A 23,435-nucleotide genomic window follows, 5' to 3' on the forward strand; every position below is an offset into this window, starting at 1 on the left:
TTGCGCCATGTTTATTGAGCTTGGCCACTTCGCCCTGATCCTTGCCTTTGCGGTTGCCATTGTGCAGGCGATCGTGCCGATGGTCGGTGCGCAGATGCGGTGGAGCAATTGGATGGCAGTGGCAGAGCCGGCGGCCACCGCGCAATTCCTGCTCATCGCGTTTTCGTTTCTGGCGCTGACCTATGGGTTCGTGACGTCGGATTTTTCGCTGCGGCTGGTTACGCTTAACTCTCACACGCTGAAACCGATGCTTTACAAGGTGTCGGGCGTTTGGGGGAACCACGAAGGATCGATGCTGTTATGGGTGTTGATCCTGACACTGTTTGGTGCCTGCGCGGCGTGGTTCGGCGGCAACCTACCGACTGGGCTTCGGGCGCGGGTGTTGTCGGTGCAGGCGATGATCGGCGTCGCGTTCCTTGCCTTTGTGCTGTTCACCTCCAACCCGTTCGTGCGGCTGGAAGTTCCGCCAATGAACGGGCAGGATCTGAATCCGCTGTTGCAAGACCCCGGTTTGGCGTTTCATCCGCCGTTTCTATACCTCGGCTATGTCGGGCTTTCGATGTCGTTCAGTTTTGCGGTTGCGGCGCTGATCGAGGGCCGCGTAGATGCCGCCTGGGCGCGGTGGGTGCGACCATGGACGCTAGCGGCGTGGCTGTTCCTGACCATCGGCATCGCGCTCGGATCTTGGTGGGCGTATTACGAGCTTGGCTGGGGCGGTTTCTGGTTCTGGGACCCGGTCGAAAACGCGAGCTTTATGCCGTGGCTGATCGCGGGCGCGCTGCTGCACAGCGCCATCGTGGTCGAAAAGCGCGAGGCGTTGAAGGCGTGGACGATCCTTTTGGCGATCCTCGCGTTCGGATTTTCGTTGATCGGGACGTTTATCGTGCGGTCGGGCGTTTTGACATCGGTGCATGCATTCGCCAACGACCCGGAGCGGGGGGTGTTCATCCTGATCATCCTTGCGGTGTTCATGGGCGGGGCGCTTATCCTGTTCGCAGCGCGCGCCGGGGCGATGGAGGCGAAGGGGGTCTTTGCCATCGTCAGTCGCGAAACCGCGCTAGTTATGAACAACATTCTGTTGGCCGTCGCGGCATTCGTTGTCTTTGTCGGCACGATCTGGCCGCTGGTGTCGGAGTTACTGTTTGATCGACCGTTGTCGGTTGGGCCGCCGTTTTTCAATGTAGTTTTCACGCCATTCATGCTGCTACTGGCGCTGATCCTGCCGATTGGCGCGATCCTGCCGTGGAAGCGTGCACAGCTTGGCAAGGCCATGCGGCGGATGTCGGGCGTGTTTGCGGTGGCCGTCGCGCTTGCGCTGTTGATCTGGGCGATGAGTAGCAACCGAAGCGCGCTGGCGCCGATTGGGGCGTTCCTTGGATCTTGGCTGTTTCTCGGCGCAGGGGCTGATCTTTGGGCGCGGACGGGGCGCAAGGGGTTCAGCGATCGTTTGCGGAGGTTGACACGTCTGCCGCGCGCCGATTGGGGCAAGGCCGTTGCGCATGCGGGCTTTGGCATCACGCTATTTGGTATCGCCGGGCTGATCGCGTGGGAGGTTGAGGATATTCGCGTCGCAACACCGGGCGAGCCGTTCGAGGTGGCCGGATACGAAATCACCCTATTGGACGTGAAGCAGGTTGAGGGGCCAAACTACTTCAGCACTCTCGCCGATATGCGGGTGGCCCGGAACGGGCGGCAGGTGGCTCTGTTGCAGCCGGAGAAACGCGTCTACCCGGTCGCTGCCATGCCGACGACCGAGGCCGCGATTGATAACGGCGTGTTGCGTGACATCTACCTTGTCATTGGTGATGCGCAGGATAGCGGCGGTTACGCGGTGCGGACCTACATCAAACCGTTTGCGAACTGGATTTGGGCCGGGGCAATCATCATGGCGTTCGGAGGCTTGCTAAGCCTTTCCGACCGCCGCTACAGGGTTGCGGCAGGTGCGCGTCGCCTGCGGGCCGAGCCGGCGGAGTGATGCAATGAAACGCTTGCTGTTCATCCTGATGTTTGTTGCCACGCCCCTTTTGGCGGTGGAGCCGTCAGAGATGCTTGACGATCCGGCGCTTGAGGCGCGGGCGCAGGCACTGGATGAGGAAATTAGGTGCGTCCAGTGTCAGTCCGAAAATATCGCGTCCTCCAACGCCGACTGGGCGAAGGACGCCCGGCTGATGGTGCGAGAGTTGGTTGCAGGCGGGGCGACGGATCGAGAGGTCACGTCGTTCTTCGTCGAACGCTACGGCGAACGGGTGCTGATGACACCGCGCGGCACCGGAACGAACCTCGTGTTGTGGTTGGCGGGGCCGTTCATGCTGTTTCTGGCGCTGATCGGGGTCGCGCTTGCGCTCCGGCGCAAACGGGTGGACACAGCGCCGCTCTCAGACGCGGACGAGGCGCGGTTACGAGAGATTTTGGACGACTGACGCAGGGTTGGGCTGGTTTGCAGCCCTCCGGTGACTTATCTGGAAAGTTCAACGTGGGAGAGGCTTGATGGATTATCAAACCATAAAGTTGGACGTGCGCGACGATATTGGGGTGCTGACACTTAGCCGCCCGGACGTGATGAACGCGCTCGACACGCAGATGCGGGCAGAAATTACCCATGCCGTGCGCCTGTGTGAACGCGAGGCGCGCGTGCTGGTCATGACCGGGGAAGGGCGGGCGTTCTGCTCTGGCCAAGACCTTGGCGACCGGGCGAATGCGGCGAATATCGATTTGGAGCGGACGCTGCGGGATGAGTACGTCCCGATGCTTCGCGCGATTTTTGAATGTTCCATCCCGACGATTGCCGCAGTTAACGGCGCGGCGGCCGGGGCCGGGGCCAACTTGGCGCTGGCGGCGGACGTGGTGATCGCGACGGAATCAGCAGTGTTCCTGCAAGCCTTTGCCCGCATCGGCCTGATCCCCGACGCGGGCGGAACCTACTGGCTGCCGCGCCAGATGGGGGCCGCGCGGGCGATGGGCGCTGCCTTGTTCGCGGAACCCATCCCGGCCAAACAAGCCGCCGAATGGGGTATGATCTGGGAAGCCGTGCCGGATCGGGAATTCGAAAAACACTGGAAGGCGCGGGCCAAGAAGCTCGCCACCGGGCCGACGCTGACTTACGGAAAAATCAAGGAAGCGATCCGTGGTTCGTTCGACAATTCGCTGGATGAGCAATTGACGCTTGAGGCGCGGTTGCAAGGCGCCTGCGGCCAGACGCGGGACTTCAAGGAAGGGGTACTCGCGTTTCTTGAAAAGCGCCCGGCGGAGTATGAGGGGCGATAGCCGCACCGCTTGACTGCTCAAAGCAAAAGGCCATGCGCATCGGGATGGCCTTTTCCGTTTCATCAGTCGCGCTTCTTAGCGATTTTCGACGTCAACGTAGCTCCGCGATGTCGCGCCTTTGTAAAGCTGGCGGGGGCGGCCAATTTTCTGCTGCGGATCGCCGATCATCTCTCTCCACTGTGAAATCCAACCGACCGTGCGGCTGAGTGCGAAGATCGGCGTAAACATTGAGGTGGGGAAGCCCATCGCCTCAAGAATAATGCCGGAGTAGAAATCGACATTCGGGAACAGCTTTTTGTCGGTAAAGTAGTCGTCTTGCAGCGCCTTTGCCTCAAGTTCCTTAGCGACCTGAAGTGTTGGGTTGTCTTCGATCCCGAGCAGATCAAGCACTTCGTCTGCGGACTGTTTCATCACCTTCGCGCGCGGGTCGAAGTTTTTATAGACGCGGTGGCCAAAGCCCATCAGGCGGAACGGATCATCTTTATCCTTCGCACGCTCGATATATTCGGGGATCTTGTTGGGAGTGCCGATTTCCTTCAGCATTTCCAGAGCCGCTTGGTTCGCACCACCATGCGCCGGACCCCAAAGACAAGCGATGCCCGCAGCGATGCAGGCGAACGGATTGGCGCCGGAGCTGCCGGCCAGACGCACGGTCGAGGTCGATGCGTTCTGTTCGTGGTCCGCGTGCAGCATAAAGATGCGATCCATCGCGCGGGACAGGATCGGATTGACTTCATATTCCTCAGCAGGAACGGCAAAGCACATACGCAGGAAGTTCGATGCATAGTCGAGGTCATTCTGCGGGTAAACGAACGGCTGCCCGATCGAATATTTATACGCCATCGCCGCAATCGTCGGCAGTTTCGCGATCATCCGAATGGCTGCAACTTCGCGCTGCCACGGATCGGAAATATCGGTCGAATCATGATAGAATGCCGACATCGCGCCAACCACGCCAACCATCGTGGCCATCGGGTGCGCGTCGCGGCGGAATCCGCGGAAAAAGTTGTGCATCTGCTCGTGAACCATCGTGTGCTTGGTCACGCGCATCTCAAAATCATCAAGCTCATCCGCCGTCGGCAATTCGCCGTAAAGCAGCAGGTAGCACACTTCGAGGTAGTGCGAATTCTCGGCCAACTGGTCGATAGGGTAGCCGCGATGCAGAAGCTCACCCTTCTTGCCGTCGATAAACGTAATCTGTGAATCGCAGGACGCGGTCGAGGTGAAGCCGGGATCATAGGTGAACACGCCGCCATCGGCATAAAGCTTGCGGATGTCGATAACATCCGGCCCCGCAGTCGGTGTGAAAATGGGCAACTCCAACGTCTGGTCGCCAAAGCTAAGCGTTGCAGTTTTCTTGTTGTCAGCCATCATCATACCTCTCTGATAATCCCGTGCCCGGATCGGACGGGGCGTTTTGTTCTGTTGATCGCACGAGGGAGCGTTCTAAATTTTCGCATCCTCAATCCGGGCGAGGGTTTCATCGCGCCCGATAATCAGCATCATGTCAAACACGCTCGGCGATACCGCTCGCCCGGCGAGAGCTGCGCGGAGCGGTCCGGCAAGTTTACCGAGTTTGAGGTCATGCGCCTCTGCAACCTTGGTGACGGCCTCCTCCAGATCGTCACGGGACCAGCTAGCATTTTGCAGGTGCGGCGTCAATTCTGACAGTATACGACGGGATACATTGTCGAGCGCTTTTGACGCTTTCTCATCCGGTTCAAACGGACGTGATCCCAGAACAAAGTGTGCCTTTTCAAGAAGATCACCCAAGGTTCGCGCTCGATCCTTCAGGCAATACATCGCGCGGCTCAATGCGTCCTTTTGCCCAACCGACAACGCGTTTTCATCGCGTGACGCGAGGTAACCATCAATTTCATGCAGCAGTGCAGCATCGTCCATTTGGGCGATATGCTGGCTTGATAGATTCTCCAGTTTCTTGAAATCGAAACGGGCGGGGGACTTGCCGATTCCGTCGAGGTCGAACCACTCTTTCGCCTGCGCGTCGGTGAAGAATTCATCGTCGCCATGGCTCCAGCCCAGCCGCGCGAGGTAGTTGCGCATCGCCGGAGTGGGGTAGCCCAATGCCTGATATTCCGACACACCCAGCGCGCCATGCCGTTTGGAAAGCTTCTTGCCATCCGGCCCGTGAATCAGCGGGATATGCGCCCAAACCGGCACCTGCCATCCCATCGCGTCGTAAACCATCGTCTGACGCGCGGCGTTGGCAAGGTGGTCGTCGCCGCGGATCACGTGCGTGACGCCCATGTCGTGATCGTCAACGACCACCGCCAGCATATAAGTCGGCGTTCCATCCGACCGAAGCACGATCATATCGTCGAGCGTTTCATTCTTCCATGCAACGCGACCCTGCACCTGATCCCCAATGACCGACTCGCCTTCGCGCGGGGCTTTCACCCGGATTGCGTAGGGCTGATCCGGGTGGCTTGCCGGGTCCGTATCGCGCCAAGGCGATCGGAAGAGGGTCGACCGCCCCTCCGCTTTCGCTTGTTCGCGAAACGCGGCGATTTCGTCTTGAGTCGAAAAGCACTTGTAGGCGTGGCCAGATGCCAGCATTTCATGTGCAACCTCCGCGTGCCGGTCCGTGCGGGAGGCTTGGCTGACTGCCTCACCGTCATAATCAAGGCCCAGCCACTCCATCCCCTTCAGGATCGCCTCGGTCGCTTCAGGCGTTGACCGCGCCCGGTCGGTATCCTCGATCCGCAGCAGGAACTTGCCGCCATTGCCGCGGGCGAACAGCCAGTTGAATAGCGCAGTGCGCGCGCCTCCGATGTGCAGAAAACCGGTGGGGGATGGCGCGAAGCGGGTGACGACCTGTGTGTCGGGCATGAGCGGCGTTAACCTTCTGGAAACCATGAGGGGGATAGCGTTTCAGTTGTTTTAATGACGGTGGGGGCGCAGGACAAGGGTGCGGCGGTTTCCTGATCCACTGACGCTGCTGGAAGCCCAGCGTGGCGCGCTGTTTCCCTGGGTTGCGGTGTTCTTCGGCATTGGTATTGGCATCTACTTTTCACTGAAGGTTGAACCGACGCCGAATGCCTATCTGTTGCTTGGTGTTGCCGCCGTTTGCCTTGCCATCCTCACCCGGTGGTTCGCGGAGCGTTGGGGGCCGCTGTTCATTGCTGCGATGATGGTTTGCTTCGGTGTGATGATTGCCGGAGCGCACGCCCATCTGTCGACAGCGTCGGTGCTTGGCTATCGTTACTACGGTCCGATTGAGGGACGCGTTATCAAGATCGACCGCTCGCTGAGTGATAAGGTCCGGCTGACGCTCGACCGGGTCGTCTTGCGCGACATGAGTCCTGCTGCAACGCCGGAACGGGTGCGCGTTTCGCTGCACGGGCAGCAAGGGTATATCGACCCGGCCCCCGGAATGGTCGTGATCCTGACCGGCCATCTCTCCCCACCGCAAGGCCCGGCAGAGCCCGGAGGGTTCGATTTCCGGCGTATGGCGTGGTTCCAGCAGCTTGGCGCCGTGGGCTATACGCGCAGCCCGGTCTTGACGCTTTCCCCGCCGAAGCCGGGCGCTGGATTGTTGGTGACGAAGATCCGGTCAGGTGTCGCGCGTTGGGTCGGTGTGCGTCTGCCGGGTGACGTGGGGGCGTTTGCGACTGCCATCATGACGGGCGACAGGTCTGGCATCAGCCGCGAAACGCTGGATGCACTTAGGGCGTCTAACCTTGCGCATCTGCTTGCCATATCGGGTCTGCATATGGGGTTGCTGACCGGCTTTGTCTTTTCCGTTCTGCGATATGGCTTAGCGCTTTGGCCCGGAATTGGACTGCGTTGGCCAACGAAGAAGATCGCCGCTTGTGGAGCGTTGATCGCGGCGTCCATCTACCTCGGGCTGTCCGGCGGCAATGTCGCGACCGTGCGGGCCTTCATCATGGTTGCCGTGATGCTGGTCGCGGTGTTGTTCGACCGAAGGGCGCTGACGCTGCGTGCGGTCGCGGTCGCCGCCTTGATCGTGCTGACCCTGAGGCCAGAAAGCCTGATCGGCCCTGGCTTTCAGATGTCGTTCGCCGCGACGGCCGCGTTGGTCGCGGTGTTCGGTGCCTTGCGGGACTGGAATGGTTGGCGGGCGCCCGGCTGGGCCCGCCCCGGTCTCGCTGTATTGCTGTCGTCCTTCGTGGCGGGCGCGGCGACGGCACCCATTGCGGCCGCCCACTTCAACCAAGTTGCGCATTTTGGGCTGATCGCGAACCTGCTGACGGTGCCACTGATGGGCGCTCTGGTGGTGCCGGCGGCGGTGCTGACAATGCTGCTTTCGCCCTTTGGCTTGGGGCATTTTGGCTTGTGGTTGATGGCATGGGGTATCCGTTGGATCATCGGCGTCGCGCATTGGATCGCGGGACAGGAAGGCGCGCTGTCCCATGTTGTGACGCCGGGGCCGACGGTATTGCCGCTGATCGCGCTCGGCGGGTTGTTCGTGATCCTCTGGCAAGGCCGCGCCCGTCTTCTGGGCGCATTGCTCGTCGGCGTCGGGTGCTATGTCTGGACCGGAACGGAACGCCCCGCACTGCTGATCTCGGAGAGTGGGGCGCTGTTCGGTGTGATGACGGAGGACGGTCGTGCGCTTAACAAACCAAGGGGCGATGGATTTGTCGCGCTGAGTTGGCTTGAGAATGATGGCGACAATAGCCCTCAAGACGCAGCGTCGGAACGGCCGGGGATTGTCGGAGAGCGTGGACGCCAGCGCATCCATCTTGGCGGCGTCGGGTTTCAGATGTTGTCCGGGCGAGGGGCGGACGAGGTTCTCTCGGTAGCCTGCGAAACCGGGGATTGGGTCGTCTTTTCGGGAGAGGCAGACGTGCCGCCCAAGCCCTGCAATTTGCTCGATCAGGACAAACTTCGCAGCCTTGGCAGCGTTGCATTCTCGGTTCGCAATCAGGGTCTACATATGGAAACCGCCGCCTCCAAAGCGGGGCAACGGCTTTGGACTCAATAAGTGCGGATCAGGCCGACGAGCCGACCTTGCACCTTTACTTTTCCCTCAGGGAGAACGCGGGTTTCATAGGCGGGGTTGGCTGCCTCAAGCGCGATCATCTCGCCCTTGCGCCGAAACCGTTTCAGCGTCGCCTCATGCCCTTCGACAAGTGCCACGACGATGTCGCCATTATCCGCCGCACTTGTTTCACGGATCACCACGACATCACCATCGTTGATGCCCGCGTCGATCATGGAGTCGCCTTTGACCTCCAGCGCGTAGTGGGGGTCTTTGCTGGTCAGCATTTGGCTTGGCACGGCGACGTTGTGCGACGCCTCCGAAATCGCCTCAATCGGCGTGCCTGCCGCGATGCGGCCCATCACCGGAAGCTCCATCGCGGGGGCCGACTCGATTGCCATCGCCGCAGCTGGGGTTGTATCCGGCCGATCACCATCAATAACACGCGGGGCAAAGCTGCTGACGCTCGCGCCACCAAGCGCTTCGGGGAGCTTCACGATCTCAATCGCGCGGGCGCGGTGGGCGAGACGTCGGATAAACCCACGCTCTTCCAACGCCGTAATAAGTCGGTGAATCCCGGACTTGGACCGCAGATCCAATGCTGCCTTCATCTCATCAAATGAGGGGGGCACGCCATCCCGTTGCAGGCGCTTGTTGATAAAATTGAGCAATTCCAGCTGCTTCTTGGTCAGCATTTGGTCGTTCCTCCGCTCGTAACCTCAGTTCACGTGATAGACGTGTTCGGCCCCTGTTCTACACATGTTCTCTTTTTGTGTCAACGCGCCCGTCAGCTATATCGGTATGATATCGACGGCCGACCCAACTTCGCGCGCGGGATCATTCGGAGCGCGAACTACAAGCACATTGGCGGAGGCGAGAACGGTCAGCAACGCACTATCCTGCTTGCCGAAGGGTTCAACCGTGCCACCCTGAAGACGCGCCCGCATGTAGTGTTCACGCGGGCCGTTGGGTGGCAGAGGGGCCGCCAGCTTGGCGGTAGAACGAGGCAGTGGCGCAGGATCGTGTCCGGTCATCACTGCCAGCGCCGGCAATATAAAGATCTGCCCGCATACCATTGAAGATACTGGATTTCCCGGCAATCCGATCATCGGAATACCCATCACGCGCCCGGCCATCAGCGGCTTGCCGGGGCGCATCGCAACCTTGTAGAAGGACTGCTCCATCCCAAGCTTTTCTGCGACCGCCCCGACGAGATCGTGATCGCCGACCGAGGCCCCGCCGATTGTCACAATCAAATCCGCGCCTTCGGCCAGCGAAAACGCCGCCTCAAGCGATGCGATGGTGTCGCGGGCGATGGGCAACATCCGGGTTTCAGCACCGGCGGCGTCAAGCATCGCTTTCAGGCCAAAGCTGTTAGATGCGATGATCTGGTCCGGGCCGGGTGTTTCGCCGGGCATAACCAGTTCGTCCCCGGTCGCGAGCAGCGCCACGACGGGTCTGCGATAGACCGGAACGCTGGCAATATTCATCGAGGCAAGCAGTGCTATATCGCTCGCTGTTAATCGGCGCGGGGCGTCGATTTTATCCCCGATCTTGAAATCAGCACCTTCAGGACGAGTATGGGCCTTTTCGTCAGGGTCGCGTTTGATCGTAATGACGTCGCCCGACCGTTTCACGTCTTCCTGAATGACGACGCGGGTTGCACCTTCTGGAACAGGCGCGCCGGTGAAAATGCGGACGGTTTGACCCGCCTTGACCACCCCGGCGTAACCCTGACCTGCAGCTGATTCACCGATGACCTTGAACATCGCGTCGGCTTCGACTTCGTCCCCGATAACAGCATAGCCATCCATTGCCGAGGCCGAAAACGGTGGTTGATTGCGGGTTGCCACGACGTTTTTCGCGAGCGTTCGCCCGGCGGCTTCGATCAGCGGGATGTTTTCAATATCAAGCGGGGAAACGAGCGACAGAACACGGTTCAGAGCCTCCTCTACAGATATCATGACGCTTCGTACCGTCCTGATTTCCCACCATCTTTTAGTTTGACGTGAATGCCGCCGATCTCCATCGACTTGTCCACGGCCTTCACCATGTCGAACACCGTTAGCGCAGCGGTCGACACGGCGGTCAGCGCCTCCATCTCGACCCCGGTCTGACCGGTGGTTTTCAGGGTCGCCTCGATCTGAACGCCGGGTAGGTCAGGGTCCAACACCAGATCAACCGCAGCTTTGCTGATCGGCAGGGGGTGGCAGAGCGGGATAAGGTCCGGCGTTCGCTTCGCGCCCATGATCCCGGCTAGCCGAGCGACGCCGAGGACGTCGCCTTTCTTCGCTCGGCCTTCTGAAATGATTTCATAGGCTTCTGCAGACATCTTCACCCAGCCAGCCGCGATGGCCACCCGTGCTGTAACGGGTTTTTCCGACACGTCGACCATGTGCGCCTCGCCTTTGCCGTCAAAATGGGTGAGATCGGCCATCACATCATCCCTCCGGGTGCGGTGAGTGGATTTGCGAGCAGAGCGCGTGTCGCGGCGGCAACATCATCTTGTCGCATCAGGCTTTCGCCGATCAGGAAGGCCCGCGCACCGAAAAGCGCCATGTCGGCGAGGTCTTCTGGTTTGGAAAGGCCGCTTTCACAGACGATCAGTCGATCCTCGGGCACCAACCGCGACAGGCGGCGGGTCGTATCCAGCGATGTTTCAAACGTCTTCAGGTTCCGGTTATTGATGCCCATCAGCGGTGATTTCAGCCGCGCGGCGCGGTCAAGCTCTGCCTCGTCATGCACCTCCAATAGCACGTCCATGCCCCAGTCCGTCGCCGCGGCCTCAAGCTCCTCCGCCTGTGCATCACTGACGCTGGCAAGGATGATGAGGATGCAGTCGGCGTGCAGCGCGCGGGCTTCGGCGACCTGATAGGGGTCGTACATGAAATCTTTGCGTAGTGCGGGCAGGCCCGTTGCGCCACGCGCTTCGGGCAGAAAGCGGTCAGCGCCTTGGAACGAGGGGCCATCGGTCAGGACAGACAGGCAGGTCGCGCCGCCGTCTTCGTAGGCTTTGGCGAGCGCGGGCGGGTCGAAATCTTCGCGGATCAAGCCTTTCGACGGGCTGGCTTTCTTGACCTCTGCGATCAGGCCATAGCCGTCCTGCGTTGCGTTTTGCAGCGCTTTGGCAAAGCCGCGCGGGGGTGGGGCCTCCTTCGCGGCGACTTCCACCTCAGCAAGCGGGCGCTCGGCTTTGCGGGCGGCGATTTCTTCCAATTTGTAGGCTTTGATCTTGTCGAGAACGGTGCCGGTCATGTGTCTTCCTCTGCCCAGCGGATCGGCGTTTCGCCGCGATCCGCCAGCCATGTATTGATCTTCGAAAATGGGCGGGAGCCGAAAAAGCCCCGTCGCGCCGAAAGCGGGGACGGGTGTGCGGTTTCGATCACCAGATGATCGCCGGGGCGGATATGGCGCGATTGCGCTTGCGCGTGACGCCCCCATAAGACGAAGGCTGTCGGCCGTTCGCTGACGTGGTGAAGAACCTGCTTGGCAAGATCGAACCAGCCAAGTTTCGCGTGCCCACCTGCGGATCCTGCCGGAACTGTAAGCGCGGTGTTCAACATCAGCACCCCTTGCCGTGCCCAATGCCGAAGATCGCCGGTGCGTGGTGCGGTTTCAACATCATCCTGCATCTCTTTGAAAATATTGGTCAAAGATCGGGGTAGGGGGGTGACGTCCGGCTCAACCGAAAAGGCAAGGCCATGCGCGTGGCCGGGGGTTGGATAGGGATCTTGACCCAAAATCACGGCTCGCACGTTTTCGGGCGGCGTCATGTCGAGTGCTGCGAATATCTGCGAACGCGGCGGAAGCACTGGGCGTGTTTCAGTATCAAGCGCGGCGCTGATGCCGGGCCAGAGTTCCGAAAAGAACGGAAGCTCCGCCCATGCCGAGGGTGGATGACCATCGAAGGCCATCAGGCCGCCTCTGACGTGAGTTTGGCTAGCCCCTCAACCTTGGTCTTGGCGTTGCCGCTGTCGATGGACTCCGCCGCTTTCGTCGCGCCATCTTTCAGGTCAGAGGCCGCTCCCGCGACAACCAGTGCGGCGGCGGCGTTCAGCAGCACGGCATCGCGGTACGCCCCTTTGTTGCCGTCAAGCAGCGCGGCGAAGGCTTTGCCGTTCTCCTCGGGCGTGCCGCCCAGAATGGCCTCAAACGGATGTTGGGGCAGGCCGGCGTCTTCCGGGTGAACTTCCCGATCGGCAATCACGCCGTTTTCCAGCGCGGCGATCCAGCTAACGCCCGCGATCGAAAGCTCATCCGTGCCGTCAGAGCCGTGGACGATCCAGACCGTGTGGGAGCCGAGGGTTTGCAGCGTTTCGGCCATCGGGCGAATCAAATCACGGCTGAATGCGCCGGTCAGTTGTCGTTTTACACCGGCGGGGTTGGTCAGCGGCCCGAGGATGTTGAAAATTGTTCGTGTGCCGAGTTCCGACCGCGTCGGCATGACATGCGCAATCGCCGGGTGGTGCATAGGCGCCATCATAAAGCCAATGCCGACATCCTTCAGCGCGCGTTCAACAACCGGTGCACCGACCATCACGTTGATCCCAAGCTGGCCTAATGCATCCGCCGCGCCGGATTTGGAACTCAGGTTGCGATTGCCATGTTTCGCGACAGTCACGCCTGCGCCCGCCACAACGAAAGCCGTCGCGGTTGAGATGTTCAGCGTGCCTTTCCCATCGCCCCCTGTGCCGACGATATCCATCGCACCTTCGGGCGCACGCACTGCGTTACACTTCGCTCGCATCACCGCAGCAGCGGCGGCATATTCATCAACCGTTTCCCCACGGGTCCGAAGCGCCATCAACAGCCCGCCGATCTGGCTGGGTGTCGCTTCGCCTTCGAACAGCAACTCAAAGGCCTGCTCTGCCTCGGCGCGGGTCAGCGCGCGGTCGGCGGCCGCGTCGATCAGGGGTTTCAGCGCGTCGCTCATGCGGGTTCCTTCGCGAGATCGAGGAAGTTCTGGAGGAGTTTGTGCCCATGCTCGGACGCAATCGATTCCGGGTGAAATTGAACCCCGTGAATCGGAAGGGTTTTGTGGCGCAAGCCCATGATCGTGCCGTCCTCAAGATGCGCGTTCACCTCAAGACAATCGGGCAGGCTGTCACGGTCGACAATCAGCGAATGATAACGGGTCGCATCGAACGGCGTCGGGATGTCATGGAAAACCCCCGTTCCGTCGTGGTGCATGACGCCCATCTTGCCGTGGACGATCTCGTGGCAGCGCACGACCTTGCCGCCGAACGCCTCGCCAATGGCCTGATGGCCAAGGCAGACGCCCATCAGGGGGATACGCGCCTCGGCTGCGGCCATCGTAAGGGCCAGACAAATGCCTGCCTGCGCTGGGTCGCAAGGGCCGGGTGACAGCAGGATCGCATCGGCGCCCATGCCCATCGCGTCCTGCACATTCAGCGCGTCGTTCCGGCGCACGACAACTTCGGTCCCCAACTCGCCCAGATAGTGAACGAGGTTGTAGGTAAAGCTGTCGTAATTATCGATCAGCAGCAGCATTTCGCAGGCTTTCATCATTGGGGGGTGATCCCCCGGTTCAGTCGGGCTATACATGCCCAGAGAGCGCCGCAGGGGTCAAGGCCTGACCCGTGCAACAAGAGGCACGAGCAAGACGGAGTAGGCCCGTGATACGCGGATTTTTGTCAGGAGTTTTCTGGGGTGGCATCGCTTCGGCTGTTGTTGCCGCTGTGTTGTCGCAATGGACGGACCTTCCGCCCGAAGCGGCGCGTGCGCCCGACGCGACGGAACTTGAAGTTCCGGGCGGATCGGAGTTCGATCAGGCAAAGCCGGATGCGACGCCTGTCGTGCCAAGCACCGACGCCGATCCAGACGCCCCCGGACCGACCGGGTTGGCTGAGCCGGACGCTGGGTCAGGCGACGCTGCACCCAGCCCCGACACCACGCCCGCCAATGCGCCCCAAACGGCGGAAGATGCGCCCAGCCTAACGTCGCCCGATGCGGGCGACAGCGATGTTGTCGCACGGGCGCCGACCGCTGATCCGCAACAGCCGCCGACACCGGAAATCGGAGACGCTCCGCTTGCACCGGGCATTGCCGCGACGCCTCGCCTGAATACGGAAAGCGCCGCATTACCGGAAACACCTGAGGCGGAGTCCGAAACCGCCGAAGAAGAACCGATTGAAGAGGCCGCGCTTGCGCCGGAGACCGTCAAACCCGAAACGCCGGAGGTGGAGGAGGCCGAGCCTGAACCGCAGCCCGCACCGCAGGCGGAACAGCCCGAAGCTGAGCCCGAGGCGGAAGAACCCGAAGCGGCGCCGGAAACCAGCGAAAGCAGTGATGCGCCCAACGTCGGCGAAGCTCCCGCCATCCGTATGCCGGTGCCCGAGATTACCGACCGCGCGCCCAACGTCACCACGAACCGACTGCCCCGGATCGGCGTCACCAACGAAGAACCGGAGGCTGAAGCCGCTGCCGTGACCCCCGATGCCGAAGGCGCGATGGCGCAGAACGCGATTCCGTTCGACAACCTTGACGGAAAGCCCCTGATGGCGGTCGTTCTATATGACGACGGATCGGGCAGCGTATCGCCTGATGTCGCGGAATCTCTGCCATTCCCGGTCAGCTTTGCCATTGACGCGGCGCAGCCGGACTCCGGGGCGCGGGCTGCCCGCTATCGTGAAAACGGTTATGAAGTTGTGATGACCCTTGGACTGCCCGAAGGGGCAGAGGCGCGGGACATCGAAGTCGCCTTCCAAAGCGCGTTCGTGGCGATGCCCGATGCGGTGGCGGTTCTGGATCAGCAGGATGACGGCTTCGGCGCGCGGCGACTGACAGCGCGGCACGTCGTCGAAATTCTTGCGGAGAGCGGCCATGGCCTTGTGACGTTCGATCGCGGGCTGAATGCGGCCCAGCAGATCGCACAAAGGGAAGGGGTGCCCGGCGGCTCCGTCTTCCGTGTGATTGATGAGGATGGGGCGAGTGCTGAGGTGATGCGCCGCTACCTCGACCGCAGCGCGTTCCGGGCGCAACAGGACGGACAAGTCATTGTCGTCGGAACGCTGACGCCTGAAACGGTCGAAGGGCTGATGGCATGGGCGATGGAAGACCTGTCAGCGAATATGCTGATCGCGCCGGTTTCTGCGGTGCTTCGCGCCAGCGAATAACGGGCGGCGCTTAGGCGTTGCCCGATCCCTCAAACCGTCCGGCATCCTCGGCGGCCTTGCGGATCGCCTTCGATTTGTTGACGGTTTCCTGATATTCGGCCTCTGGATCGCTGTCATAGACAACGCCACCCCCGGCCTGAATGTATAGCTTTTCGTCCTTCACAACGGCCGTGCGCAGCGCGATGCACATGTCCATGTCACCATTGGCTGCGAAGTAACCGCATCCCCCGCCATAGACACCGCGTTTTTCCGGTTCAAGCTCGTCAATGATCTCCATCGCGCGAACCTTGGGCGCGCCGGAAACCGTGCCTGCGGGCATCCCGGCAAAAAACGCGGATAGCGCGTCCTGATCCTCGGCCAATTCGCCCACCACGTTTGAAACGATGTGCATGACGTGGCTATAATGTTCGACGATGAATTCTTCGGTCGGGCGGACCGTGCCGATCTTTGCGACCCGGCCCACGTCATTGCGCCCTAGGTCAAGCAGCATGAGGTGCTCGGCCAGCTCTTTCTGGTCAGCCAAAAGGTCCATCTCCAGTGCCCGATCTTCGTCGGGGTTTTTGCCCCTTGGTCGGGTGCCCGCAATGGGGCGGATCGTGATTTCATTGCCGAAGACCCGAACGAGGATTTCAGGACTCGCACCGACGATCTGAAACTCACCGAAGTTAAAATAGAACATGAACGGGGACGGGTTCGTCCGTCGCAAACTGCGGTAAAGCGAAAACGGCGGCAGTGGGAAATCCTGCGTCCAGCGTTGCGCCGGAACGACCTGAAAGATATCGCCCGCCTTGATGTAATCCTTGGCTTTCTCGACCGCGGCTTTGTAGCCATCATGCGTAAAGTTCGACTTCAGCGGGCCAAGCTCCGCCTCACCGCCAAGGCCACGGGTTTCACCGCCTGCCGCGCGTTCCAGATCGCGCACCGCGTCCATCACACGCTCCGCCGCCTGTGCATAGGCCGCGCGCGCGGTCATGCCGCTGCTGGCCCAGGCAGGGGAAACAACGGTGACTTCGCCCTTCACGCCATCAAGCACCGCAACGACCGAGGGCCGCAGCATCACCGCATCCGGCAGGCCGAGCGTATCGGGGTTCACATCGGGCAGATGTTCCACCAGCCGGATCATGTCATAACCGAGGTAGCCGAACAGGCCCGCCGCTGAGGATGGCAGATCGTCAGGCATGTCGATGCGGCTTTCGTCAATCAACGCGCGAAGGCTGGCGAGGGGATCATCGCTTCTCTCGTCAAACGCTTCGGGGTCGAACCGGGCGTTGCGGTTGATGCGCGCCTCTGTCCCGCTGCATTCCCAGATCAGGTCGGGTTTCATCCCGATGATTGAATAGCGGCCCCGAACCTCACCGCCCGTCACACTTTCCAGCATGAAGCTGTCCTTGCGGGCGCCCGCAAGTTTCAACATCAGCGACACCGGGGTATCGAGGTCCGCCGCCAGCCGCGCGAACACGACTTGGTTCTTGCCGGCAGAATACTCCGCCGCGAACGCGTCAAAAGCTGGGGTGATCGAAACGGACATCCGGCTTACGGGAACTGCGCGTGAACGGCGTTGATCGCAGACTGATTGCGGGTCAGCCCGGCGTTGGTTTGCAGCGAACGGGCATAGGCCGCAAAGATATCCTGCACCAAGCTTTGCGCAACGCGACCTTCAAGCTGCGCTTTCAGGGCGACCGTATCCTCTGCGTCTTCATCCGGCGGCGCGATGGAATCGAGCCGCACCAGCAGCACGGTTTCTTCGGCGTCCATCACCTGATAGGCGCCGGTTTCCATCTCAAACAGCTTTTCATTGAAATCCGGCGGCGTGCCGTCAACAAACCCGTCGCGGGTCAGGCCGGTTTCGGTTTCAAATACCAAGCCAAGGTCCGATGCGCTTTCACCGTCGGCCAAACGCGTCGCGAAATCCTCGGCCATGTCGTGCAGATGTTCGAGCGTTGTTTGCGCTTCCCAACCCACGATGACGGCGTTTCTGACGTCTTCAAACGGTTGCAGGGTTGGCGGTACGGTTTCATCAAGCCGCATGGCGAAGATACCGCCATCCTCAAGCTCCAGCACTTCGGCGAAATCCTCTTCGGTCACAGCCGCAGCGACAGAGCGGAAATCGTCATAGGCCGCGATGCCCTCGCGCAGACCGCGCGTCCAGTCGATCTGGCCGAACTCCATCTCAGTCTCATCGGCGAGTTCCTCGAGTGTTGCGCCGCCGGCGAGCAGGTCTTCGATCCCCGATGCGCGCTCGGCCACGGCCCGCCGCGCCTGATCCATCGAATATTCTTCCTTCAGATCTTCGCGCGCGTCCTCAAAGCTGACCTCTTGCGCATTGAGAATACCGTTCATGCGGTAAAGCGCGGGGCCGAGGTTGGATTGCGCCGGCTCGGTCACGTCGCCCGGTTCAGCGAGCGAAAAGACAGCGTCAGACGCGTCGCCCAGTTCGGCAGCGGTGACATCGCCCATGTCAATATCGGCAAGGGTCAGGCCGCGTTCTGCCACGAGGTCGTCAAAGCTGACCTCTCCGGCGGCGAGCCGCTCGCTGGCCGCTTGCGCCGCCGCGTCATCCTCAAACACCAACCGTTCTACCAGCCGCCGTTCCGGCTGCAGGAATTCGTCCGACCGTTCGTCGTAGATGTTTTTCAGGATCGTATCGTCCACCTCGATGGTGTCGAGCAGCGTTTCCGGGCGCAGCCAAGCGTAGCTGATCCGGCGCACTTCGGGCTTGGTGAATTCGTCGGGGTTCGCGTCGTAATAGGCTTCAAGCTCTGCCTGCGTCGGTTCGGGCAGTGGTTCCTCCAACGCGCTTGCATCAAGGGTCGTCCAGCCAAAGCTGCGTTGCTCACCCACATAGCCAAGGATCGCCGAGGTGATCTGGGGCGAGGGGGGGACGCCGCCGACAACAGCCGCCTGCAGCAAGGTGCGGGCGGATTCGTCGCGAATGTCTTCTTCAAACTCAGCGGTGGTTAGACCTTGGCGTTCAAGGACAAAGCTATAGGCCTCACGATCAAACTCACCATCCAGCCCACGGAAATCGGGAATTGCGACGACCTGTTCGCGCACCTGCTCATCCCCGACGGAAATGCCCAGCCGATCCGCTTCGTTATCCAACGCCGCGGTCGTGACCAGTTGCGCAAAGACACGATCACTGGCCGAAACGCCATAGATCAACTGCGAAACCTGATCCGCTTGTTGGAGCGATACCTGCTGCCCGGTCTGCTGCGACATCGCTTGCAATTCTTCCTGCAGGGCAAGGCTGTAGCGCTGAACGCTGATTTCGCGATCACCGACCGATCCCACGGACCGGACCGCGCCGCCAAAGTTGCTGACCCCGAAACCGCCAAGACCGACGATCAGAAGAAGTAGGATGATCCAAACAAAGACTTTGGACACGCTACCTGATTTTTTGGCCGACATTGGGCGCTCCTTCGGAGTTTTCTTTGTGGTTTCTTAGGCGGTTGCTGCGGGCGGGGCAAGATCAGAGGTTCGAGAGCCGCTGAAACAACGTGTTGATCCCGCTTCGGTCGATATTCGCGAAGGCGATCCGCATCTGCCGCGCGCCTGCCGGATCGTCTTCTGGCATGAACATCGTTCCGGGCAGCATCAGAACGGCCGTATCCCGCACCAGACGTTTGGCGAGGTCGGCGGAGGATTCGGCGAACGGGTGTTCCGCATAGGCAAAATAGGCTCCGCAGCCCAGCAGCCGCCAACCATTGAGGGAGGGGAAGCCTTCCTCCATCGCCGCACGGCGGTCGAGGATTTCAAGCCGCTCCCCCGCAAGCCAGTTGGTGAGGTTCCGAAGCCCCCAGAGCGCCGCATATTGGCCCAACTGATTTGGACAAATCGCGACGGTATCAAGGAATTTTTCAATCTCAGTCAACCGCCCTTCATCAGCAATCACCGCGCCAACCCGATGACCGGTCAGCCGAAATGCCTTCGAGAACGAATAAAGGTGGATCAGCGTATCCGCCCAATCGGGATCGCTGAACAGCGCATGGGGCCGCCCGCTGCGCCCGTCAAAATCGCGATAGGTTTCATCAACGATCAGGGCGAGGTTATGTTTCCGGCAAAGCGCCATGAACTGACCAAGCAACGCACCGAGATATTCGACGCCGCCCGGATTGTTCGGCGTGACGAGTGCGATGGCCTTGGTTTTCCCGGTAATCAACTTCTCTGCCGCCTCGGGGTCCGGCATCAGATCGCTGCCCGTCGCCAGCGGAACAGTGGTCACACCCTGCATGTCGAGCCACATTTTATGGTTGAAATACCAAGGCGTTGGCAGAATGACCTCATCCCCTTGACCGGCGAGGGTCGAGATCGCGGCCGCAAACGCCTGATTGCAACCGGAGGTTATTGCGACGTGATCCGGGCGAATGTCGCCACCATAGGCCAAGGACCATTGGTGCGCGACCTCGGCCCTCAACTCCGGCAGGCCCAGGACGGGGCCGTAAAGATGCGCCTCGGGCTGGTTCAGCGCGAAATCGGCGATGGCTTTGCGCAACGGCTCTGGCGGAGGGGCGACCGGGGCGGCCTGGCTGACGTTGATCAGCGGATTGTCGTCGGTAAACGTGACCCCGTCGAGCCAGCGTCGCGCCTCCATCACTGGGGGCGGGAAGGTGTGGGCCATGCGGGGGTTGATCGGTGTCGTCATGGCCATCCTGTTGGCTGTGCCCGCCCAATCGTCGCAGCGTTTTCAGGCCGCAGAGGGGCGTGTCGTGGGATCAGTCCTTGCCCCGATAGGGTTCGACATATTGTAGGGCCATGTCCCACGGAAAGAAAATCCACGTATCCTGACTGACCTCGGTGATGAAAGTATCAACCATCGGGCGGCCTTTGGGTTTGGCATACACCGTTGCGAAATGCGCCTTCGGATATTTCGCCCGCACGACTTCCAGTGTTTTTCCGGTGTCGACCAGATCGTCGATAATCAGAATGCCTGTGCCGTCGCCCATCAGGTCTGGGTCCGGGCTTTTCAGGATTTTGGCTTCAGACTGGGCCTGATGGTCGTAGGATTTGATGCTGATCGTATCGACCGTGCGGATATCAAGTTCCCGCGCCGCGATCATCGCGGGGGCCATACCGCCACGGGTGATGGCCACAACCGCACGCCACGCGCCGTCATCCGGGCCGTGACCGTCCAGCCGCCATGCCAATGCGCGCGCATCCCGGTGGATTTGATCCCAACTGATGTGGAACCCCTTTTCGTGGGGCAGGCGGTCCGTCATACCGCGTCCCCGGCTTTCCGGCCTGTCACAGCGTCAATGTCCGGCGCATCTACCGCCTTCATGCCGACAACATGATAGCCCGCATCGACGTGGAGCGTTTCGCCCGTCGTGCCTGAACCAAGGTCAGACAGCAGATAGACCGCCGATTTACCGACCTCATCTTGCGTCACATTGCGGCGGAGGGGGGAGTTCAACTCATTCCATTTCAGGATATAGCGGAAATCGCCGATGCCAGATGCCGCGAGCGTTTTGATCGGCCCGGCAGAGATCGCATTGACCCGGATGCCATCTTTGCCAAGGTCTTCGGCCATATACATGACCGACGCCTCAAGCGCCGCTTTGGCGACGCCCATGACGTTATAATGTGGCATGACCTGTTCGGCGCCATAATAGGTAAGGGTCAGCATCGACCCGCCATCGGTCATCAGCTTTTCGGCCCGTTGCGCGACGGCGGTGAAGGAATAGACTGACACGTCCATTGTCATGCGGAAGTTATCGGGTGTCGTGTCGACGTAACGCCCGCGAAGTTCCGTCTTGTCGGAAAAACCAATGGCATGGACCAGGAAATCAAGCTTGCCCCATTTCTTCTCCAACGCTTCAAACCCGGCGTCGATAGAGGCGGGGTCAGACACATCGCAGTCGATAAGCGTGTCGACACCCAGACTTTCGGCAAGCGGTTCGACGCGTTTCTTGAAACTGTCCCCGAGATAGGAAAACGCCAGCTCTGCCCCGTGTTCGGCACAGGCTTTGGCTATCCCCCAGGCAATGGATTTATCGTTCGCGAGCCCCATGATTAGCCCGCGTTTTCCTTCCATTAATTTGGTCGACATGCTGTGCCCCTCGACATCTTTGTTATCAAGTGAAAAGCTTTAGGCGATTGCTTGGGGCGCATCAAGCCTGACACGTCCTTATAGACAGGTTGTGGAACCCGCGATGTGACCATACCAGCAGCCAATCAAAGGAAATTGGAATGACGGACAGAAGCGGAATATTTGCAGGCGATGACCCGTTCGCCATCGCACGAAGCTGGTTGGCAGAGGCGGAAGGCGCCGAACCGAACGATCCGAACGCGATTGCGCTGGCAACCGTGGACGAACATGGGGTGCCCAATGCACGCATGGTTTTGCTGAAAGACATCGAGGATGCATCCTTCGTTTTTTACACCAATTACGAGAGTGTGAAGGCGCAGGAAATCAGTTCAGCCGGGACAGCCGCTTTTGTGCTACACTGGAAATCGTTGCGGCGGCAAATTCGTGTCCGCGGCCATGTTGAACGGGAAGACGGCCCTCTTGCCGACGCTTATTTTGCGTCGCGGTCGCTGAAAAGCAGACTGGGGGCTTGGGCTTCACGTCAATCCCGCCCACTCGGGTCGCGTGGCGAACTGATGGCGGAGGTCGCAAAGGTCACTGCAACGCACGGGGTAAACCCGAAAAGACCCGCATTTTGGGGTGGCTTTCGGATCATACCAACGGAAATCGAGTTCTGGGCCGATGGTGCATTTCGGCTGCATGACCGCTTCCGCTGGAGCCGATCAACACCCGAAAACGATTGGAATATTGAGCGATTAAACCCGTGACATTCACGTATCGTGAATGACAAGCGGCAGAAAATAAGTGATTTTTCGCTTGCAACCGGGCGACGGTGTGGCACAAAACCCCTGCCGCCTGCCCATAGCAGCAAACACGATGAGCGCGTCACTGATGACAGAAGAAAACCCCGAAGGCCAAATTGTCCAGGGCATAGTTAAGTGGTTCGACCCCTCCAAGGGGTTCGGATTCGTGGTCGCTGGGGATGGTGGTCCGGACATCTTGCTTCATGCGAACGTGTTGCGGAATTTCGGCCAAAGCTCCATCGCTGACTCCGCGGTCGTGCAGATTGCGGTGCAGGAAACGGGCCGGGGTCTTCAGGCCACCGCCGTATTGCGAATCGACCCGCCCGAGGCGTCCTCCGAAACCAGCCTTGAAGAAGAGGCGATGCTGTTTGAGGGCGATGAAGAAGCCGGCCCCCTTGAACCCGCGCGGGTGAAGTGGTTCGACAAGGCGAAGGGGTTTGGCTTTGCCAACGTGTTCGGTCGGCCAGAGGACGTGTTTGTGCATGTCGAGATTTTGCGCCGCTCCGGCCTTGCGGACCTGCAACCGGGTGAGGCTGTCGGCCTGCGGGTGATCGACGGCAAACGTGGCCGGATGGCGACTGTCGTGACATCGTGGGAATCCGCATTGCGGGGCGATGACGAGGCATGATCCGCCACGCCGCTGCTGCTCTCCTCTTTATAGGGCCGACATATGCGATGGCGGAGTGCGCTCCGACCCATGTCGATTTGCGCGGCGATTGGGGGCAGGCTCGGTTCAATGTCGAAGTTGCGGATGACCGGACCGAACGCGCGCAAGGTCTGATGTTCCGCGAGACGCTCGACCGGCGGTCCGGTATGCTATTCGTATATGAAGAACCGCAGCGGGTTTCGTTCTGGATGAAGAACACGCTTATCCCGCTCGACATGCTGTTTGTCGACGAAACCGGGCAGGTGCAGCGAATCCATGAAAACGCGACGCCAGAGGATGTCACGTCGATTGATGGAGGTGATGACATTCTGTTTGTCCTAGAGATTAACGGCGGCCTCGCTTCCCGCCTTGGGATCGACGAAACGACCGTCTTGCGGCACAGTGCGCTGGACCCAGATAAGATGATCTGGCCCTGCGACGACGGTTAGGGCTTTTCAAACCGAATTACGCAAGGTAGAGAAGCGCTCGTTCGGGGCGTAGCGCAGCCTGGTAGCGCGACGGTTTTGGGTACCGTAGGTCGCAAGTTCGAATCTTGCCGTCCCGACCACTTCCCAATTTCACTATGTATCGATCC

At 60.5% G+C, this 23,435-nt stretch carries 22 protein-coding genes and 1 tRNA gene; 9 read left to right on the top strand and 14 right to left on the bottom strand.

All coding sequences use genetic code 11. The features are described 5' to 3' along the window. The first annotated feature begins 7 nt into the window (after positions 1 to 7). The 3 genes from ACEWPJ_RS07375 (at position 8) to ACEWPJ_RS07385 (ending at position 3,264) form a co-directional block, all read left to right on the top strand. Positions 8 to 1,975 (top strand): heme lyase CcmF/NrfE family subunit, encoded by a 1,968-nt coding sequence (locus ACEWPJ_RS07375; RefSeq protein WP_416512105.1) that lies wholly within the window; start codon positions 8 to 10, stop codon positions 1,973 to 1,975. A 4-nt stretch (positions 1,976 to 1,979) separates the two neighbouring features. Further along, entirely contained in the window at positions 1,980 to 2,420 is a 441-nt protein-coding gene (locus ACEWPJ_RS07380; protein WP_416512107.1) for a cytochrome c-type biogenesis protein CcmH, read from the top strand. 67 nt (positions 2,421 to 2,487) lie between these two features. After that, entirely contained in the window at positions 2,488 to 3,264 is a 777-nt protein-coding gene (locus ACEWPJ_RS07385) for an enoyl-CoA hydratase-related protein (RefSeq protein ID WP_416512109.1), read from the top strand. Positions 3,265 to 3,339: 75 nt separating this feature from the next. Here ACEWPJ_RS07385 and gltA read toward each other — a convergent pair whose 3' ends face one another. Further along, the gene (gene gltA, locus ACEWPJ_RS07390) at positions 3,340 to 4,635 is read right to left on the bottom strand and encodes a citrate synthase (protein WP_416512111.1); all 1,296 of its coding nucleotides are present in this window, start codon (positions 4,633 to 4,635) and stop codon (positions 3,340 to 3,342) included. Positions 4,636 to 4,710: 75 nt separating this feature from the next. Then, on the bottom strand, positions 4,711 to 6,114 hold the full coding sequence (gene gltX, locus ACEWPJ_RS07395; RefSeq protein ID WP_416512113.1) for a glutamate--tRNA ligase: 1,404 nt from the start codon (positions 6,112 to 6,114) through the stop codon (positions 4,711 to 4,713). A gap of 79 nt (positions 6,115 to 6,193) precedes the next feature. Here gltX and ACEWPJ_RS07400 point away from each other — a divergent pair, with 79 nt between their 5' ends. Beyond that, positions 6,194 to 8,233, top strand: a complete 2,040-nt coding sequence (locus ACEWPJ_RS07400; RefSeq protein ID WP_416512115.1) for a ComEC/Rec2 family competence protein — start codon at positions 6,194 to 6,196, stop codon at positions 8,231 to 8,233. On the opposite strand, the gene lexA is transcribed toward ACEWPJ_RS07400, so the two are convergent. The 7 genes from lexA to ACEWPJ_RS07435 form a co-directional block, all read right to left on the bottom strand. Then, positions 8,227 to 8,925 carry a transcriptional repressor LexA gene (lexA, locus tag ACEWPJ_RS07405; RefSeq protein WP_416512117.1) on the bottom strand — a complete coding sequence of 233 codons (699 nt, stop codon included), beginning with the start codon at positions 8,923 to 8,925 and terminating at the stop codon, positions 8,227 to 8,229. The two genes, ACEWPJ_RS07400 and lexA, sit on opposite strands and share 7 nt — an antisense overlap. Positions 8,926 to 9,021: 96 nt before the next feature. Continuing rightward, a complete protein-coding gene (glp, locus tag ACEWPJ_RS07410) occupies positions 9,022 to 10,194 on the bottom strand; it encodes a gephyrin-like molybdotransferase Glp (RefSeq protein ID WP_416512119.1) in 1,173 nt (390 codons plus the stop codon). After that, positions 10,191 to 10,667, bottom strand: coding sequence for a cyclic pyranopterin monophosphate synthase MoaC (gene moaC / locus ACEWPJ_RS07415; RefSeq protein WP_416512121.1), 477 nt, complete (start codon positions 10,665 to 10,667; stop codon positions 10,191 to 10,193). The genes glp and moaC overlap by 4 nt, the downstream gene beginning before the upstream one ends. After that, positions 10,667 to 11,485: an indole-3-glycerol phosphate synthase TrpC gene (gene trpC, locus ACEWPJ_RS07420; protein WP_416512123.1), complete on the bottom strand. Its 819-nt coding sequence runs from the start codon at positions 11,483 to 11,485 to the stop codon at positions 10,667 to 10,669. Before trpC ends, moaC begins: the two co-directional genes overlap by 1 nt. Further along, positions 11,482 to 12,144, bottom strand: a complete 663-nt coding sequence (locus tag ACEWPJ_RS07425; RefSeq protein WP_416512125.1) for a uracil-DNA glycosylase — start codon at positions 12,142 to 12,144, stop codon at positions 11,482 to 11,484. The genes trpC and ACEWPJ_RS07425 overlap by 4 nt, the downstream gene beginning before the upstream one ends. Beyond that, the gene (gene trpD / locus ACEWPJ_RS07430) at positions 12,144 to 13,163 is read right to left on the bottom strand and encodes an anthranilate phosphoribosyltransferase (RefSeq protein ID WP_416512127.1); all 1,020 of its coding nucleotides are present in this window, start codon (positions 13,161 to 13,163) and stop codon (positions 12,144 to 12,146) included. The genes ACEWPJ_RS07425 and trpD overlap by 1 nt, the downstream gene beginning before the upstream one ends. Next, positions 13,160 to 13,741, bottom strand: a complete 582-nt coding sequence (locus ACEWPJ_RS07435; RefSeq protein ID WP_416513020.1) for an anthranilate synthase component II — start codon at positions 13,739 to 13,741, stop codon at positions 13,160 to 13,162. The genes trpD and ACEWPJ_RS07435 overlap by 4 nt, the downstream gene beginning before the upstream one ends. A 125-nt stretch (positions 13,742 to 13,866) precedes the next feature. Between ACEWPJ_RS07435 and ACEWPJ_RS07440 the strand changes: the two genes are divergently transcribed. After that, positions 13,867 to 15,366 (top strand): divergent polysaccharide deacetylase family protein, encoded by a 1,500-nt coding sequence (locus tag ACEWPJ_RS07440; RefSeq protein WP_416512128.1) that lies wholly within the window; start codon positions 13,867 to 13,869, stop codon positions 15,364 to 15,366. A gap of 10 nt (positions 15,367 to 15,376) precedes the next feature. On the opposite strand, the gene trpE is transcribed toward ACEWPJ_RS07440, so the two are convergent. From trpE to fabI, 5 genes are all read right to left on the bottom strand, one after another. After that, on the bottom strand, positions 15,377 to 16,894 hold the full coding sequence (trpE, locus tag ACEWPJ_RS07445; protein ID WP_416512130.1) for an anthranilate synthase component I: 1,518 nt from the start codon (positions 16,892 to 16,894) through the stop codon (positions 15,377 to 15,379). Between the two features lie 5 nt (positions 16,895 to 16,899). Beyond that, entirely contained in the window at positions 16,900 to 18,774 is a 1,875-nt protein-coding gene (locus ACEWPJ_RS07450; RefSeq protein WP_416512131.1) for a peptidyl-prolyl cis-trans isomerase, read from the bottom strand. 61 nt (positions 18,775 to 18,835) lie between these two features. After that, positions 18,836 to 20,008 carry an aminotransferase gene (locus ACEWPJ_RS07455; RefSeq protein ID WP_416512132.1) on the bottom strand — a complete coding sequence of 391 codons (1,173 nt, stop codon included), beginning with the start codon at positions 20,006 to 20,008 and terminating at the stop codon, positions 18,836 to 18,838. 70 nt (positions 20,009 to 20,078) lie between these two features. Next, positions 20,079 to 20,582, bottom strand: coding sequence for a xanthine phosphoribosyltransferase (gpt, locus tag ACEWPJ_RS07460; protein WP_416512133.1), 504 nt, complete (start codon positions 20,580 to 20,582; stop codon positions 20,079 to 20,081). After that, positions 20,579 to 21,412 carry an enoyl-ACP reductase FabI gene (fabI, locus tag ACEWPJ_RS07465; RefSeq protein ID WP_416512134.1) on the bottom strand — a complete coding sequence of 278 codons (834 nt, stop codon included), beginning with the start codon at positions 21,410 to 21,412 and terminating at the stop codon, positions 20,579 to 20,581. The genes gpt and fabI overlap by 4 nt, the downstream gene beginning before the upstream one ends. A gap of 140 nt (positions 21,413 to 21,552) precedes the next feature. On the opposite strand from fabI, the gene pdxH reads away from it, so the two are divergent. The 4 genes from pdxH to ACEWPJ_RS07485 all read left to right on the top strand — a co-directional run bounded on the left by pdxH (position 21,553) and on the right by ACEWPJ_RS07485 (position 23,408). Beyond that, positions 21,553 to 22,158 (top strand): pyridoxamine 5'-phosphate oxidase, encoded by a 606-nt coding sequence (gene pdxH, locus ACEWPJ_RS07470; RefSeq protein WP_416512135.1) that lies wholly within the window; start codon positions 21,553 to 21,555, stop codon positions 22,156 to 22,158. A gap of 124 nt (positions 22,159 to 22,282) precedes the next feature. After that, positions 22,283 to 22,822, top strand: coding sequence for a cold-shock protein (locus tag ACEWPJ_RS07475; RefSeq protein WP_416512136.1), 540 nt, complete (start codon positions 22,283 to 22,285; stop codon positions 22,820 to 22,822). Next, the gene (locus tag ACEWPJ_RS07480) at positions 22,819 to 23,289 is read left to right on the top strand and encodes a DUF192 domain-containing protein (protein ID WP_416512137.1); all 471 of its coding nucleotides are present in this window, start codon (positions 22,819 to 22,821) and stop codon (positions 23,287 to 23,289) included. Before ACEWPJ_RS07475 ends, ACEWPJ_RS07480 begins: the two co-directional genes overlap by 4 nt. A gap of 42 nt (positions 23,290 to 23,331) precedes the next feature. After that, a tRNA-Pro gene (locus tag ACEWPJ_RS07485) sits at positions 23,332 to 23,408 on the top strand. Positions 23,409 to 23,435: the final 27 nt, after the last annotated feature.

This window comes from Aliiroseovarius sp. YM-037 (assembly GCF_048060095.1).
In the GTDB taxonomy this organism is placed as follows: Bacteria; Pseudomonadota; Alphaproteobacteria; order Rhodobacterales; family Rhodobacteraceae; genus JBLUOA01.

Bases quoted from the DNA above. Each gene is read 5' to 3' on its own strand.
- ACEWPJ_RS07375 (WP_416512105.1), top strand. From the start codon at position 8: ATGTTTATTGAGCTTGGCCACTTCGCCCTGATCCTTGCCTTTGCGGTT.
- ACEWPJ_RS07380 (WP_416512107.1), top strand. From the start codon at position 1,980: ATGAAACGCTTGCTGTTCATCCTGATGTTTGTTGCCACGCCCCTTTTG.
- ACEWPJ_RS07385 (WP_416512109.1), top strand. From the start codon at position 2,488: ATGGATTATCAAACCATAAAGTTGGACGTGCGCGACGATATTGGGGTG.
- gltA (WP_416512111.1), bottom strand. From the start codon at position 4,635: ATGGCTGACAACAAGAAAACTGCAACGCTTAGCTTTGGCGACCAGACG.
- gltX (WP_416512113.1), bottom strand. From the start codon at position 6,114: ATGCCCGACACACAGGTCGTCACCCGCTTCGCGCCATCCCCCACCGGT.
- lexA (WP_416512117.1), bottom strand. From the start codon at position 8,925: ATGCTGACCAAGAAGCAGCTGGAATTGCTCAATTTTATCAACAAGCGC.
- glp (WP_416512119.1), bottom strand. From the start codon at position 10,194: ATGATATCTGTAGAGGAGGCTCTGAACCGTGTTCTGTCGCTCGTTTCC.
- moaC (WP_416512121.1), bottom strand. From the start codon at position 10,667: ATGGCCGATCTCACCCATTTTGACGGCAAAGGCGAGGCGCACATGGTC.
- trpC (WP_416512123.1), bottom strand. From the start codon at position 11,485: ATGACCGGCACCGTTCTCGACAAGATCAAAGCCTACAAATTGGAAGAA.
- ACEWPJ_RS07425 (WP_416512125.1), bottom strand. From the start codon at position 12,144: ATGGCCTTCGATGGTCATCCACCCTCGGCATGGGCGGAGCTTCCGTTC.
- trpD (WP_416512127.1), bottom strand. From the start codon at position 13,163: ATGAGCGACGCGCTGAAACCCCTGATCGACGCGGCCGCCGACCGCGCG.
- ACEWPJ_RS07435 (WP_416513020.1), bottom strand. From the start codon at position 13,741: ATGCTGCTGCTGATCGATAATTACGACAGCTTTACCTACAACCTCGTT.
- trpE (WP_416512130.1), bottom strand. From the start codon at position 16,894: ATGTCCGTTTCGATCACCCCAGCTTTTGACGCGTTCGCGGCGGAGTAT.
- ACEWPJ_RS07450 (WP_416512131.1), bottom strand. From the start codon at position 18,774: ATGTCGGCCAAAAAATCAGGTAGCGTGTCCAAAGTCTTTGTTTGGATC.
- ACEWPJ_RS07455 (WP_416512132.1), bottom strand. From the start codon at position 20,008: ATGACGACACCGATCAACCCCCGCATGGCCCACACCTTCCCGCCCCCA.
- gpt (WP_416512133.1), bottom strand. From the start codon at position 20,582: ATGACGGACCGCCTGCCCCACGAAAAGGGGTTCCACATCAGTTGGGAT.
- fabI (WP_416512134.1), bottom strand. From the start codon at position 21,412: ATGTCGACCAAATTAATGGAAGGAAAACGCGGGCTAATCATGGGGCTC.
- pdxH (WP_416512135.1), top strand. From the start codon at position 21,553: ATGACGGACAGAAGCGGAATATTTGCAGGCGATGACCCGTTCGCCATC.
- ACEWPJ_RS07475 (WP_416512136.1), top strand. From the start codon at position 22,283: ATGACAGAAGAAAACCCCGAAGGCCAAATTGTCCAGGGCATAGTTAAG.
- ACEWPJ_RS07480 (WP_416512137.1), top strand. From the start codon at position 22,819: ATGATCCGCCACGCCGCTGCTGCTCTCCTCTTTATAGGGCCGACATAT.